The organism is Aeromonas aquatica, assembly GCF_000764655.1.
Lineage (GTDB): Bacteria > Pseudomonadota > Gammaproteobacteria > Enterobacterales > Aeromonadaceae > Aeromonas > Aeromonas aquatica.
Map to the genome: position 1 here is coordinate 1 of NZ_JRGL01000023.1, position 13,601 is coordinate 13,601.

The 13,601-nt window shown below is 63.4% G+C and carries 13 protein-coding genes; 10 read left to right on the forward strand and 3 right to left on the reverse strand.

Going from position 1 to position 13,601, the window contains the following annotated elements:
• Window positions 1-1,227 (reverse strand): dihydroorotase (locus tag LG30_RS0105945; RefSeq protein ID WP_033129804.1); only part of this gene is annotated, 1,227 nt, incomplete at its 3' end.
• Between the two features lie 79 nt (window positions 1,228-1,306).
• On the opposite strand from LG30_RS0105945, the gene LG30_RS0105950 reads away from it, so the two are divergent.
• Complete coding sequence (locus LG30_RS0105950; RefSeq protein ID WP_033129805.1) at window positions 1,307-2,182, forward strand: 6-pyruvoyl trahydropterin synthase family protein; 876 nt, start codon at window positions 1,307-1,309, stop codon at window positions 2,180-2,182.
• A gap of 88 nt (window positions 2,183-2,270) precedes the next feature.
• On the opposite strand, the gene LG30_RS0105955 is transcribed toward LG30_RS0105950, so the two are convergent.
• Entirely contained in the window at window positions 2,271-4,283 is a 2,013-nt protein-coding gene (locus LG30_RS0105955; RefSeq protein WP_033129806.1) for a methyl-accepting chemotaxis protein, read from the reverse strand.
• A 255-nt stretch (window positions 4,284-4,538) separates the two neighbouring features.
• On the opposite strand from LG30_RS0105955, the gene hinT reads away from it, so the two are divergent.
• The 9 genes from hinT to secF all read left to right on the forward strand — a co-directional run bounded on the left by hinT (window position 4,539) and on the right by secF (window position 12,752).
• The gene (gene hinT, locus LG30_RS0105960) at window positions 4,539-4,889 is read left to right on the forward strand and encodes a purine nucleoside phosphoramidase (protein ID WP_033129807.1); all 351 of its coding nucleotides are present in this window, start codon (window positions 4,539-4,541) and stop codon (window positions 4,887-4,889) included.
• Window positions 4,889-6,310 carry a COG3014 family protein gene (locus LG30_RS0105965; protein ID WP_033129808.1) on the forward strand — a complete coding sequence of 474 codons (1,422 nt, stop codon included), beginning with the start codon at window positions 4,889-4,891 and terminating at the stop codon, window positions 6,308-6,310. The genes hinT and LG30_RS0105965 overlap by 1 nt, the downstream gene beginning before the upstream one ends.
• Before the next feature lie 66 nt (window positions 6,311-6,376).
• Window positions 6,377-6,775, forward strand: coding sequence for a YcfL family putative periplasmic lipoprotein (locus LG30_RS0105970; protein WP_033129809.1), 399 nt, complete (start codon window positions 6,377-6,379; stop codon window positions 6,773-6,775).
• A complete protein-coding gene (gene lpoB / locus LG30_RS0105975) occupies window positions 6,775-7,371 on the forward strand; it encodes a penicillin-binding protein activator LpoB (protein ID WP_033129810.1) in 597 nt (198 codons plus the stop codon). The genes LG30_RS0105970 and lpoB overlap by 1 nt, the downstream gene beginning before the upstream one ends.
• 43 nt (window positions 7,372-7,414) lie before the next feature.
• Entirely contained in the window at window positions 7,415-8,245 is an 831-nt protein-coding gene (locus LG30_RS0105980; protein ID WP_033129830.1) for a phosphotransferase, read from the forward strand.
• A gap of 134 nt (window positions 8,246-8,379) precedes the next feature.
• Window positions 8,380-9,240: a DUF6279 family lipoprotein gene (locus LG30_RS0105985; RefSeq protein WP_033129811.1), complete on the forward strand. Its 861-nt coding sequence runs from the start codon at window positions 8,380-8,382 to the stop codon at window positions 9,238-9,240.
• A gap of 81 nt (window positions 9,241-9,321) precedes the next feature.
• The gene (locus tag LG30_RS0105990; RefSeq protein WP_033129812.1) at window positions 9,322-9,789 is read left to right on the forward strand and encodes a hypothetical protein; all 468 of its coding nucleotides are present in this window, start codon (window positions 9,322-9,324) and stop codon (window positions 9,787-9,789) included.
• 151 nt (window positions 9,790-9,940) lie between these two features.
• The gene (gene secD, locus LG30_RS0105995) at window positions 9,941-11,743 is read left to right on the forward strand and encodes a protein translocase subunit SecD (RefSeq protein ID WP_033129813.1); all 1,803 of its coding nucleotides are present in this window, start codon (window positions 9,941-9,943) and stop codon (window positions 11,741-11,743) included.
• A gap of 91 nt (window positions 11,744-11,834) precedes the next feature.
• Window positions 11,835-12,752 carry a protein translocase subunit SecF gene (gene secF / locus LG30_RS0106000; RefSeq protein WP_193354251.1) on the forward strand — a complete coding sequence of 306 codons (918 nt, stop codon included), beginning with the start codon at window positions 11,835-11,837 and terminating at the stop codon, window positions 12,750-12,752.
• A gap of 72 nt (window positions 12,753-12,824) precedes the next feature.
• Here secF and LG30_RS0106005 read toward each other — a convergent pair whose 3' ends face one another.
• Window positions 12,825-13,427, reverse strand: a complete 603-nt coding sequence (locus tag LG30_RS0106005) for a DUF924 family protein (RefSeq protein WP_033129814.1) — start codon at window positions 13,425-13,427, stop codon at window positions 12,825-12,827.
• Window positions 13,428-13,601: the final 174 nt, after the last annotated feature.

Genomic DNA, 13,601 nt, shown 5'->3' on the forward strand with positions numbered 1-13,601 from the left:
GAACGGCGACCAGCCGCACAGGTAGAGCAGGTTGCTGTCGTTGACCACATAGGGCTTGCCGAGATCCAGCAGCACCAGGTCGGCGAAATAACCCTCGCGGATGTAGCCGCGATCCTGCACCTGGAAGCGCTCGGCCACCGCGTGGGAGGTCTTCTTGACGATAGTCTCCAGCGAGAAGACACCGTTGTGGTAGAGCTCCAGCAGCGCCTGCAGGGAGTGCTGCACCAGGGGAACGCCGGACGGCGCCTTGAAGTAGCTGTTCTGCTTCTCTTCCCAGGTGTGGGGGGCGTGGTCGGTGGCGATGATGTCCAGCACGTCGTTGCGCACCGCATCCAGCAGCGCGTGCTGGTCGGCGGCGCTCTTCACCGCCGGGTTGCACTTGATCTGGCTACCCAGGGTGTCGTAGTCCGCCTCGTTGAAGAACAGGTGGTGAACGCATACCTCGGCGGTGATGTTCTTGTCTTTGAGATCCTTCAGATCCGGGGTGGCGGTAAAGAGCGATAGCTCCTTGGCGGTGGTCAGGTGCAGCACGTGCAGCTTGGCACCGTATTTTTTCGCGAGGCCGACCGCCATGCTGGAGGATTTGTAGCAGGCATCGGCGCTGCGGATGCGGCCGTGTTCGCGCATCGGCACGTCCTCGCCCCACTTGGCGCGGGCCTCGTCTTCCAGCACCTTGATGGAGGGGGTGTCCTCGCAGTGGGTGACTATCATCACCGGGCTCTCGCGGAAGATGGCGGCCAGGGTCTCCTGGTTGTCCACCAGCATGTTGCCGGTGGAGGCACCCATGAAGATCTTGATGCCGCAGGACTGCTTGGGATCGAGCTTCTTGATCTCTTCCAGGTTGTCGTTGGTGGCACCCAGATAGAAGCTGTAGTTGGCGGCGGCGCCCCTGGCGGCTATCTCGTATTTCGCTTCGAGGGCGTCGATGGTGGTGGTCTGGGGATTGACGTTGGGCATCTCCATGAAGCTGGTGGTGCCCCCGGCCACGGCGGCCCGGGATTCACTGGCGATGGTGCCCTTGTGGGTCAGGCCTGGTTCCCGGAAGTGGACCTGATCATCGATCATCCCGGGGATGAGGTGACGGCCAGCGGCATCGATCACCACCGCATCCTCTGCCTCGATGTGGGGGGCGATACGGGCGATCCTTTCCCCCTCGATCAGCACGTCGGAGGCATAGATGCGACCTTCGTTGACCAGGGTGGCGTTCTTGATAAGCAATTTGTTCATGGGGGGTTCCAGTTCCTTTGCCGATAATCCGGGGTCATAATATCCCAAACCGCACTTTCTCTGTAGCAAGGCCTGAGTGATGAAGTTATTTGTAAGAGATTTGACCGTTATCGACTCCAGCTATCTGTGTGAACGCCGTGGCATGGTGGGGGAGAGCTGGCTGGTCGATGTCGAAATGAGCGGCGAGCTCAATGAGATGAGCATGCTGCTGGACTTCGGCCGGGTGAAGAAACTGATCAAGTCGATCATCGATGAAGAGGTGGATCACAAGCTGCTGGTGCCGACCGGCTGTGGGCTGGTGCACATAGACGCGCTGGACAACGACGAGTGCACCGTAGATCTGCTGCGCCCGGCTCGCTCCATCCATCTGCGCAGCCCGTCCCAGGCGTTCGCCTTCATTCCAGCTCCCCAGGTGGACAAGGAGTCGGTGACCCGCTACCTGCTGGCGGTACTGGCCAAGCGGCTGCCGGACAACATCAAGGATCTCTCCCTGACCCTGCGCCAGGAGAAGATCGAAGGCGCCTTCTACCACTACAGCCATGGCCTCAAGAAGCACGACGGCAACTGTCAGCGCATCGCCCACGGTCACCGTTCTCCCATCGAAATCCTGGTGGATGGCGAGCGGGACGAAGAGCTGGAGCTGAACTGGGCCGAGCGTTGGAACGACATCTACCTCGGCACCCTGGAAGACCAGGTGGCCCTGTCCGAGCTGGAGCTGAGCGATCTGGCCAAGACCCAGCTGGCTGAGCATCACCTTGGCTTCAAGTACGTGGCGCCCCAGGGGCTGTTCCAGCTCGCCATGCCGGCGAGCGAGGTGGAGATGATCGACACCGACACCACCATAGAGCTGCTGGCGCACCATATCGCCCGCGAGGTGAAGCAGCTGGTGGGGGACAAGTTCGTGAAGATCGTGGCCTATGAAGGGGTCGGCAAAGGCGCCATCGCCTACGCCTGATAGCGGCATCCGCCCGCCATCGATAAAGAAGGCTCCCTCGGGAGCCTTCTTGCTGTCTGGATGTTAACTAACCGCCTCGTGACAGGGCTCAGGCGCTGAGCCGGAAGCGCTGCACCAGCCCCTCCTGCTGCTCGGCCAGGGAGTCGAGTTGCTGGCTGGTCTCGGCCACTTTCTCGATCCCCTGATAGTTGAGATCCGAGATGTCGGAGATGCGGTTGAGGTTGGTGGCGATGTCGGCGCTGGTGGCCTGCTGCTGCTCGGCGGCGGAGGCTATCTGGCTCGACATGTCGCTGATCAGCACCACTATTCCCTGCACCTCCTCCATGGCGTTGTTGGCCTGGGAGCTCTGATCCATGCAGCTGTCCATCTCGCGGGAGCACTCCTGCATGACGTTGACCGCCCGGGCGACCCCCTGCTGCAGGTTCTCTATCATGGTCTGGATCTCGCTGGTGGACTGGGCGGTGCGCCCGGCCAGGCTGCGCACCTCGTCCGCCACCACCGCGAAGCCGCGACCCTGCTCACCGGCACGGGCCGCCTCGATGGCGGCATTGAGCGCCAGCAAGTTGGTCTGCTCGGCGATGCCGCGGATGACGTCGAGGATGTTGCCAATCTGGCCGCTCATGGCGCTCACGTCACCGATCACCTTGCCGGTCTGCTGCAGCTTGCCCGCCAGTTGATGGGTGGTGGTGATGTTGCCGGCCATCACCTTGCGGCCCATCTGTGACGCCTTCTCCACATCCTGCACCCGCTCCAGGGTCTGGTTGGCGGCCTGGGCCACCTCCCGTACCGAGGCTTCCATCTGGGTCATGGCGGCGGCGACCGAGGCGGTCTCCTGGCGCTGTTTCTCCAGATCGGCGCGCACCGATTCTGTGGTGTGGCGGTTGTCATGGGCGGCGCTGTTGAGCTGGTTGGAGGCAAGGGAGAGCTGCCTGAGCACGTCGCCCATCTGCTGGATCAGCAGGTTGAGCTGGCTGCCGAGCTGGCCGAATTCGTTCTGGCTCTTGAAGCCGACACGCTGGGTCATGTCCCCCTGGGTCACCTCGGTCAGCACCCGCAGCAATTCTTTCAGCGGGCGACGGATGGCCTTGCCCAGGGTGTAGGCGACCAGGATGGCGACGAAGATGGCGATGGCGATGCTGATGGCCTGGGTGAGGGTGCTCCGGGTCTGCACCTGATCGGAGGCGCGGATGCTGTTGTTCATCAACTGCTGGCTCTGGGCGGTGATCCCCTCCAGCTTGTTCTGGATGCCGACGATGAGCTGGCTCGCCTGCTTGCTCTGCTCACGCATGCTCTGCTGTTGCTTCATCAGCGCCAGGTACTGGGCGAGCACCCCTTCATTGGCCGTGGTATCGCGCACGAAGCCATGGACGTAGTGGCCCATGTTGTTGTCAAAATCCTTGAGCTCCCCCTGCAGATCCTTGATGGTGCTGTTGAAGCTCTCGATCTGCATCTTGTTGCGCTTGAGCGCCCCTTCGATGGGGGCGGGGATGCTCTGGTTGAGGGCATCCATGGTGGAGAGTTCGATGGCGGAGAGCTTGGTGGTCAGGGTCTCGGACAGCATCTTGATGAAGCTGTCGTCGATGGCAACCATCATGTCGCCGAGGTTCTTCTTGAACTGGGGCAGGCTGACCTGGAACTGGCCCTTGGCCTGATTGACCTTGTGCAGCCGGGTGAGCAGGGCTTCGTGCTCGGTGGGCAGGGTCTGGGTCAGCTGCAGGTAGTCGCCGACCAGCTTGTCGAGGGCGGCCATCTCTCCTTGCAGCTCGGGATGTGATGCCACCTGCAGCTTGAGGCTCGCCAGCATCTTGTCGACCTGGGCCTTGGCCTGCTGCAGCTCGGCCACTTCCGCCGGCAGTTGCTTGGGATCCTGTTCGGTCAGCACGTCGGTGAGCCACTTGTTGGCGCTGAGCAGGCTTATCTGGGTTTGGCTGCTGGCGATCACCAGCGGCATGGATTGCTGCGTTACCTGATCCAGCGCCTCATTGAGCTCGCTCTGGCTCTTGAACGTCAGCACCGAGCTGGCCACCATCACGGCGACCAGGATGGCAAAGCCTAAATAGACTCTCTGTAAGATCGAGAGGTCTGACATGGTTTGTTTCATTATTGTCCCGCTTTCTGTGCAAAAGTCCCTTGCCTGAGTACCCCGTCCCTTTGATACCCTGCATGGCCGGTAGGCGATACCTGCGGTACGGAGGACGTCATTCTCACTATCGGTATTCTTCACAATAACTGAAGGGATTGGGACAACGGCTGTGCCAAATATCGGCTTGTGTCACACTTGACGACCCCCGGCGGCGTTTTTGGGAGTCGCTTGAGGTTTATTTTGAATTTTCTTTTTCATATAAAGGAGTTACCCATGGCGCAAGAAACCATTTTCAGCAAAATCATCCGCAAAGAGATCCCCGCCGACATCCTTTATCAAGACGATCTGGTGACCGCGTTTCGCGACATCCAGCCCAAGGCCAAGACCCACATCCTGATCGTGCCCAATGTGCTGATCCCCACCGTCAACGACGTCGAGCCGGATCACGAGCTGGCGCTGGGCCGGATGTTCACCGTGGCCCGCAAGCTGGCGAGCGAGGCCGGGATCGCCGAGAACGGCTATCGCCTGATCATGAACTGCAACCGCCACGGCGGGCAGGAGGTCTACCACATCCATATGCATCTGGTCGGCGGTCAGCCGCTGGGGCCGCTGCTCAGCCTGTGATGCGTCCCGCCTCTTTGACCGGTCTGCTGTTGGCCGGTCTGCTGCTGGGGGGCTGCGCCTCCCACTGGCAGGACATCTTCGTCTCCTATTCGGATCAGATGGTACCCCTGCGCAACTTGTTGCTGCAGGGCAAGAGCGCCGAGGCGCTGCCCGAGGTGCGCGACTCCCAACTGGGGGACGACACCTATGTGCTCGATCGCCTCGAGCAGGGACGCATCGCCTGGCTCGCCGGCCAGGACGGGGGCAGCAAGCAGGCCTTCGCCGCCGCCGACAACCGTCTCGCCTGGGAAGACAACCAGGCCGAATACCGCGTGAGCCATGGCCTGGCCCAGGCGGGCAGCCTGCTCACCAACGATCAGACCATGGCCTATCGGGTGCCCGATTACGAGCGCACCATGCTGCACCACTATCAGGCCCTCAATTACCTGCAGCGGGGAGATGCCGAGGGCGCCCTGGTGGAGGTGCGCCGCGCCAACCAGGTGCAGGAGCAGGCCCTCAAGGCGCGGGCCGGCGAGGTGCAAGCGGTCAGACAGAAGGGGGAGGACCGCAGCCCCGAGGGGCAGATGCGCCAGCTCATGTCGCGCGGGGCGCCGGATCTCGATCGGCTGATCGGCCAGGTGAAGAACGGTTTCCAGAACGCCTACACCTTCTACTTCTCCGGGGTGCTCTACGAGGCGAGCGGGGATCTCAACGATGCCTGGGTCGACTATCAGCGCGGCTACCAGATTGCGCCGGACAACCAGAGCCTGCAGGATGCCCTGCTGCGCCTCGCGGTGCTGCGCGGATCCCAAGACGAGCTCAAGGCGACCGAGCAGAAGCTGGGCCGCAAGGCGCCGCCACTGGCCAAGCATCAGGGCCAGCTGGTGGTGCTGTTTGAAGATGGCTTGATCCCGGCGCGGCGGGAACTCTTCCTGCCGCTGCCCATCTCCACCTCAAACGGGGATTTTCGTACCTTTACCGTGGCTGTGCCCTATTACGACAACAGGGCCAGCGACACCGGCCCCCTGGCGGTGAGCGTGGGCAATCGCAGCGGGCAGACCAGCCCGCTGGTGCGCCTCGAGGCGCTGGCCGCCAAGGATCTGCAGGAGCGGCTGCCGGCCATGCTGACTCGCCAGGCGCTGCGGCTGCTCACCAAGGAGCAGGTGCGGCGCAGCGCCGCCAAGGAGGGGGGCGATGTGGGCAATATTCTGGTCGGCATCTTCAACACCCTGTCCGAGCGCGCCGACACCCGCAGCTGGGTGACGCTGCCGGCCCAGGCCGCGAGCTGGCAGGGCATGCTGCCTGCCGGCGAGGTGCGGCTCAGCCTCGGCGCCGGCAGCGCCGCGCGCCAGCTGCCGCTGACCATCCACGAGGGGCGCACCACCCTGGTGTGGGTGCAGCGGCTCGGCGCCGGACTGACCACCCGGGTAATGCCGCTCTAGCGGCCGGCCCGGTCTGTTTTCACCCTATCGATCGCCCCCGACCGGGACGATCCCAAGGAGACGATGATGAAAGCCTGTTATGCAGCCTTTGGCCTGATGCTGCTGTTGTCCGCCTGTGCCACCAACACCTCGGGGGTGGCACTCTATGCCCCAGCGGGGGGCGCGGCCCAGCTCGAGCTGCACCAGAATATCGACGTTACCCTGACCGAGCAGAGTCGCCGCGAGCAAAACGGCCTGCTGCAGGTCAATGTGATCCTGGCCAGTACCCAGTCGGGGGACAGCCATCTGCAGTACCTGTTCTATTGGTATGATGGCAGCGGTCAGGAGGTGGCCAGCGATGGCCGCGGTTGGACCCCCATCAAGCTCCACGGCCACCAGAGCCGCACCCTGACTGCCTTGGCGCCGAACGCGAGCGCCCAGGGATACAGGGTCTATGTACGCGAAGTGATTGAGGAATCGAACTGATGAAAATGAACCATGCCCTGCTGATCCTGAGCGGTGCCCTGCTGCTCGGCGGCTGCTCCAGCACCACCGTCAGCTATGGCGACGCGACCGAAACCGAGACGGTGACCGTGGATTACGGCTCCTCCGACCTGCAGGCCATCGCCGACAAGATGGCGGACTCCATGCTGAGCTCCCCGGCGACGGCCGAGATCACCGCAGGCGGCCGCCCGGTGATGTTCATGGACTCCATCCGCAACAAGACCTCGGAGCACATCGACACCGAGGCCATCACCGACACCCTCCGCACCAAGCTGCTGCGGGCGGGCAAGTTCCGCTTCGTCGACATGAGCAAGGTGAGCGCGGTCAAGCAACAGCTCGAATACCAGCAGGGCAGCGGCATGGTGGATCCCGCCTCCATGGTGCGCCTCGGCAAGCAGACCGGGGCCCGCTACATGGTCTATGGCAACCTGGCCAGCATCGTCAAGGACAACGGCAAGGTGAAGGACGTCTACTACCAGATGACCATGAACCTGATGGATCTGGAGAACGGCGAGCTGTTGTGGGCCGATCAGAAAGAGATCCGCAAGCAGGCGAAGAAGTCGACCTTTGGCTGGTAAGGGGAACACGACTTCAGGTCGTCCGGACAGGCAGTCCGGGGATCTGGCAGAGCTGAGCCTGCTGGCCAGCCTGCCCGACCCCTGGTGCCAGGGGCGACTCGAGCCCCTGAGTCTTGGCCTGACCAACTGCAACTACCGGCTGCGCCTCCCCTCGGGGCGCAGCTATTTTTTGCGGTGCGGGCACCCGGATCCCCTGCGCCTCGGCATAGACCGCGCCACCGAGTGGCAGCTCTACCAGGGCGCCGTGGGGCAGGGGCTGGCCCTGCCTTGCCATCACAGCGAACCCGCCTGTGGTCTGATGCTGCTGGACTGGTGCGACGAGCCGAACTGGCTGGTGGCACCCCCGCCGCCGGAGGCACAACCGCGGCTGCTGGCCGAGGTGCTCGGCCGCATGCACCGTTTGGCGTTGCCCAACGTGGTGATGGCGGTGCGCGCCCACGCCGCCGGTTATCGGGCGCGGTTGGCCCGAGTGCCCGCCTGGTTGCCGGCGCTGGAGCGGGGCCTGCTCGCGAGCCGGGAGCCGGACGATTGCTGGCTCCCTTGCCACCACGATCTCAATCCGGCAAATTTGTTGGGAAGCAGGCCCTGGGTCATCGACTGGGAGTATGGTGCCGCCGGTCACCCGGGCTTCGAGCTCGCCAGCATAGTGCGTACCCATGGCTGGAGCGAAGAACAGCAGTGCCAGTTGGAGAGCTGCTATCTTGAAGGCAGGGGAGGCACTCATAAGCTGCTCAATGCCAAAGGATTTCAGGCCGAGGCCTTCCTGCCCTGGGTCGACTACATCGGCCTGTTGTGGGCCCTGTTGATGAGCGAGCAACAACCGGGGCCCGAATATCAGTCATTGATCGACACCAATCGTCGACGACTGGAGTGAGACAGGGTGGACCCCGCGCCGCGAGGGTCATCTGCGTTATGGCTAGCGTGATTCGATAACCATCTAAAAATATTAACTATTTTCAACATTCTCCGCTGGGCACAGGCCCGGTTCTTCACTGACAGGAGTCATGCATGCTGACCACCTTCTCATGGCGTCAACCGCGCAGCTGGAGCCTGTTGCTGCTCTGCCTGCTGCTGACGGGCTGTGCCACCCGGGTTATCTACTACTGGCTCGATTCCGCCATCGTCTGGCAACTGGACGACTACTTTTCGCTGGATCGCAGCCAGAAGACGCTGCTCGATGGGGAGGTGAAGGGGTTGATGGCCTGGCATCGCCAGCACGAGTTGCCCATCTATGCCAGGGATCTGGACGCCCTGGCCAAGGCGGTGGCGAGCCCCATGACCCCGGCGCAGGTCGCCGTGCATCTGGATAAAACGCAGGCGAGCCTAACCCGCACCCTGGAGAACGCCATTCCCCGTACCGTGCGCCTCGCCCGTACCCTGACCGATGCCCAGGTGGCGCACTTCATGGGGGACAGGGTGAAACGCCAGCAGGAGCGCCAGCACGACTTTGCCACCGAGTCCAAGACCGAGATGCTCAAGGGTTTTCGGGAGAAGATGAACGAGCGGCTGGTGTTCTGGATTGGCAAGGTCAAGCCGGCCCAGGAGCCGCTCATCGCCCAGTGGGCCGAGTGGCAATACGAGATGATGGGCCCCTGGCTCGAGTTTCAGGGGGCCTGGACCAAGGAGCTGGAGCGGCTGATGAAGCAGCGCCAGAGCCCGGACTTTGGCAAGGAGCTGACCCGCTTGCTGCAGCAGGGGGATGGCCTGATGGACGGGCGCTTCACCGGCTATACCGATCAGTCCCGCCAGCGCACCATCCAGTGGCTGAGCGACCTCAGCCAGTCGATGGACCTCTCCCAGCGCGCCCACCTCTATAGTCTGCTCAAGGACTATGCCGAGGACTTCGAGGAGATGGTCCAGAAGGGGTGATCCGGCTCGCAAACCGAACCGCCAACCAGGACAAGGGCGGCAGGCTGAAGGGTCTGCCGCCCTTGTCCTTGCTGGAGGGCTATGGTAGTTTGCCCTTTCTATTATTCGGGAATTAACTTTTTGAGCCTGCTGGACAAAGTGAAACTGGCGGCGATGACCCTGCTCATCACCCTCGCACTCTTGTTCTCTACCCTGTCGGTGGAGGGGCTCAAGGCATCTGGCAATCAGCCCGCATCCGAGCAGGCTCTGGTGGTCCACGACGCCAGCAGCGGCGATGACGGCGTGGTCAAATTTGTCGGCTCCCACCAGAATCATCTGCTGCGCCTCGAGCACTCACTGCGCAGCGACAATGCCCCCAATAAGGTCGTCTACGAGCTGGTCCTGAGCTGGTCCCAGCAGGCCATCCTGTTGCTGCTGTGCGGCATGCTGCTCTACGCCGCCCTGTTCTACCCCGGAAACAGCTTTGGCGATCACTTCGCCACCATCCATAGCCGGCGCTTGCAGCGCCGACACCTGCAGTACCGCTTCTCCCAGAGTTTCCTCGCCTGACTCCGATGGGGTCAGACTGCCAACTGTTGCCTCATCCTCTCTCGTTAGCTGTTCACTTTTTGTGAACGCTTAGGCTGTCTCGTTTCATTTTTTTGCGCGCTGCGAACGACGTGTTCGCCGCCGCCGCCTTCGCCTGACAGAGGCTTTTGCCATGAGAAATAAGAGTCGTACCATCTTGAACCGCATGAGTGTGTGGCAGTACGCCCTGCTGCTGCTCATGCTGGTGACCTTCGCGTTTTATTCCCTGCCCACCTTCTTCGGTGAGCAGCCGTCCCTCGGCCTGCACGGTCAGCGCAGCCTGACCGCAGCGCAGCGCACCCTGTTTGCCGACCATCAGATCAGCCTGCTCAAAGAGGTGCAACAGCCGGAGCGGGTCGAGCTGGTGTTCGACAGCCAGGCCGATCAACAGCGCGCCAAGCAACTGCTGGAGCAGCAGGGCTTCGAGAGTGCGGCCCTGACCCTGGAGTTCTACTCCAATGCCCCGACCTGGATAAGCCAGCTCGGTGCCGCCCCCATCAAGCTCGGGCTGGACCTGCGCGGCGGCTCCCAGCTGCTGATCGGGGTCGATCTCAGTTTCGTGATCGACAACCAGACCAAGAACCTGGTGGACACCCTGCGCACCCAGTTCCGCGAGGCGCGCCTGCGGGGCGCCAACGTGGCCCGGGTCGCCGAAGGGGAGGTACGCATCGTCCTGCCCGAGGCGGCCGACGAGACCCCCTGGCTCAACATCATCCGGGATGCCGCCGGTACCCGTCAGGATCAGTGGACCCAGAAGCGCAGCGGCAACGAGCTGCGGTTGGTGATGAGCGAGGCCGAGCGCACCCTCTTGGCCAACAACGCCGTGACCCAGAACCTGTCGATCCTGAAGAAACGGATCAACGAGCTCGGCATCGTCGAGGCCTCGGTCCAGCGCCAGGGTCAGGACGGCATCCGCATCGAGCTGCCGGGGGTGCACAACCCCAAGCAGGCGAAAGAGGTGATAGGTGCCACCGCGTCCCTGGCCTTCTACCAGGCCAAGCCGGACAGCAACTTCGTCATGGCGGATCGCAACGGCCAGTCGGTGGGCATGGTGCGCAAGCCGGTGCTGACCGGCGAGCACATCGTCGATGCCCGGGCGGGCATGGGGGAGATGGGTCAGCCCCAGGTGAGCATAGTGCTCGACAGCCTGGGGGGCAGCAAGATGAACCAGTTCAGCCGCCAGCACGTGGGCAACGCCATGGCCACCGTCTTCACCGAGTACAAGACCAATGCCCAGGGCAAGCTGCGCGCCCAGAGCGAGGTGATCAACGTCGCCACCATACAGACCGCGCTTGGTAACCAGTTCCGCATCACCGGCCTCGCCAGCGTGCCCGAGGCCCAGGAGCTCGCCATGTTGCTGCGGGCCGGCGCCCTCACCGCGCCCCTCAAGATCCTGGAAGAGCGCAGCATAGGCCCGACCCTGGGCTTGCAGAATATCGAGGCGGGCTTCACCGCCCTGGCGTTCGGTATGGCCGGCATGATGCTGTTCATGATGGCCTGGTACCGCAAGTTCGGCTGGGTCGCCATCACCGCGCTCATCGGCAACCTGCTGATGCAGGTGGGCATGCTGGCGGTGCTGCCGGGGGCCGTGCTGACCCTGCCGGGGATCGCCGGGCTGGTGCTCACCGTCGGCATGGCGGTGGATACCCATGTGCTCATCTTCGAGCGGATCAAGGACAGGCTGCGGGAGGGGGGGAGTCTGGCCAATGCCATCGATTTTGGCTACCGCTCCGCGTTCAGCACCATCTTCGATGCCAACATCACCACCCTGATCTGCGCCGTGGTGCTCTACTCCATCGGCTCCGGCCCGCTGCAGGGCTTCTCCATCACCCTGATCCTGGGGCTCATCTCCAGCATGGTGACCGGCATCTGGGGCACGCGCGCCATCATCAACCCCCTGTGGGGCAAGAGCAGCGCCAAGCTGCTGAGGGTATGACCATGACCAGAACATGGTGTCATCACGCCGCGCACCGCGCCGATTGCCTCCCGCAGGAGATCCTGCGTCACCTGTTGCCGAGGGTAGAACAATGCTGAGAATGATCGTTGCCATGGGCCTGACCCGCTGGCGTTACATTGGTTTGTGGATTTCCGTGCTGCTGACCGTCGCCAGCATCGCCGTGCTGGCCATCAACGGGCTGTCGCTCGGTCTCGACTTCACCGGCGGCATCCTGCTGGAGTTTCGCATCCAGACCCTGAAGGAGGCCCATGAGCTCAACGCCCTGCTCAGTGCCCCCCTTGCCGGGGCGGTGGAGCTGAGTGGCGCCGGTGTGCCCGAGGAGTGGCTGATCAAGCTGCCCCCCCACGAGCTGCCCTGGCCGGCCGAAGAGCTGGCGGTGATGCTCGGCCAGCAGCTGAGTCTGCCGGTGGAGCTGCTGCGCACCACCATCGTCGGCCCCCAGGTAGGCGCCGAGCTGTTCCAGCAGGGGATGCTGGCGGTGCTGGTGGCGTCGCTCGCCATCTCCGTCTACCTGGCGGTGCGCTTCGAGTGGCGCCAGGCCATCGGCATCCTGGTGTCGGTGCTGCACGACGGCCTGGTGGCGCTTGGGCTCTTGGCGCTGTTCAACATCGAGTTCGATCTTAACGTGATAGCGGGCCTGATGGCGGTGATCGGCTATTCGCTCAACGACAGTATCGTCATCTCGGACCGGTTGCGGGACCTGCTCAGCTCGCGCACCCAGATGGGGATCCACGAGTGCTCCGATGTGGCGATCAAGGCCACCTTCAGCCGCACCATGATCACCTCGGGCACCACCCTGTTCACCGTGGGCGCCCTGCTGCTGTTCGGTGGCGAGGCGCTCTACGGCTTCTCCTTCACCCTGTTCGCCGGCATCCTGGTGGGGACGTTATCTTCCATCACGGTCGCCTCCACGGTGCAGGAGCTGCTGGGTCTCTCACCCCAGGCCTACCAGAAGAAGGAAGAGGAGACGCTGGCCGAAGCGGCCTGACGCTTCTGCATTGCACAATGAAAAACGGGCCCAGTGGGCCCGTTTTTTTATCTCTGCGGTTTGAGGTGGGGCCTAGAAGCCCGAGCCGGGTTGCAGCAAGAAGGCCGCCTCCTCCGGCGTGTCGGTGCGGCTCAGGATGGCGTTGCGATGGGGGAAGCGGCCGAAGCGCTCGACGATCACCTGATGGCGGCGGGCGTAGTCGGCGAAGCCCTCGAAGGTGGCCTGAGTGGCGCTCTCTGCTTGCTCGCTCGCCAGTGCCTCGAACAGCGCCACGCTTCTGGCCTGCTGCTCGCGGGATTCCCCATGCTCCAGCGGCAGATAGAAGAAGACCCGGGCCAATGGGGAGAGGGACTTGTCTGCCCCGAGTGACAGCCCCTTGAGGCAGAGATCGCGCGCCTTGGCGTCCTGGGCGAAGGCGGCCGGCGTGCCGCGATGGATGTTGCGCGGCAGTTGGTCCAGCAGCAGGATCAGCGCGAGGCGCCCGGTGGGCACTTCGGCCCAGGCGTCCAGCTTGCCGGCGGCCGCCGCCTCGGCCAGCTCGCCGAAGCGGGTGTCGAGCAGGGCGTCGGTCTCGTCACTTTTCCCCCACCAGAGCGGGGCCTGTCGTGCGGCGCGGGGGGCGTCATCGGCGTCGTCGCCAAACCAGAAGTCGAGCAGGGGTTGCCAGGGTTGCATGGGAATTCCTTTGGCCAGGGGCTGGAGGGAACAACAAGGCCAATTGACCCTGTTATGGGTGCTGCCGAAACGGCGGCTTCTCGTTACACTGTGCCATCATTTGCCCGCAATGCGGAACCCCTGATGCGCAAGGTCGTCGCCAGGCAGCATGCCTGAGGGGCTCTCACCACTGAT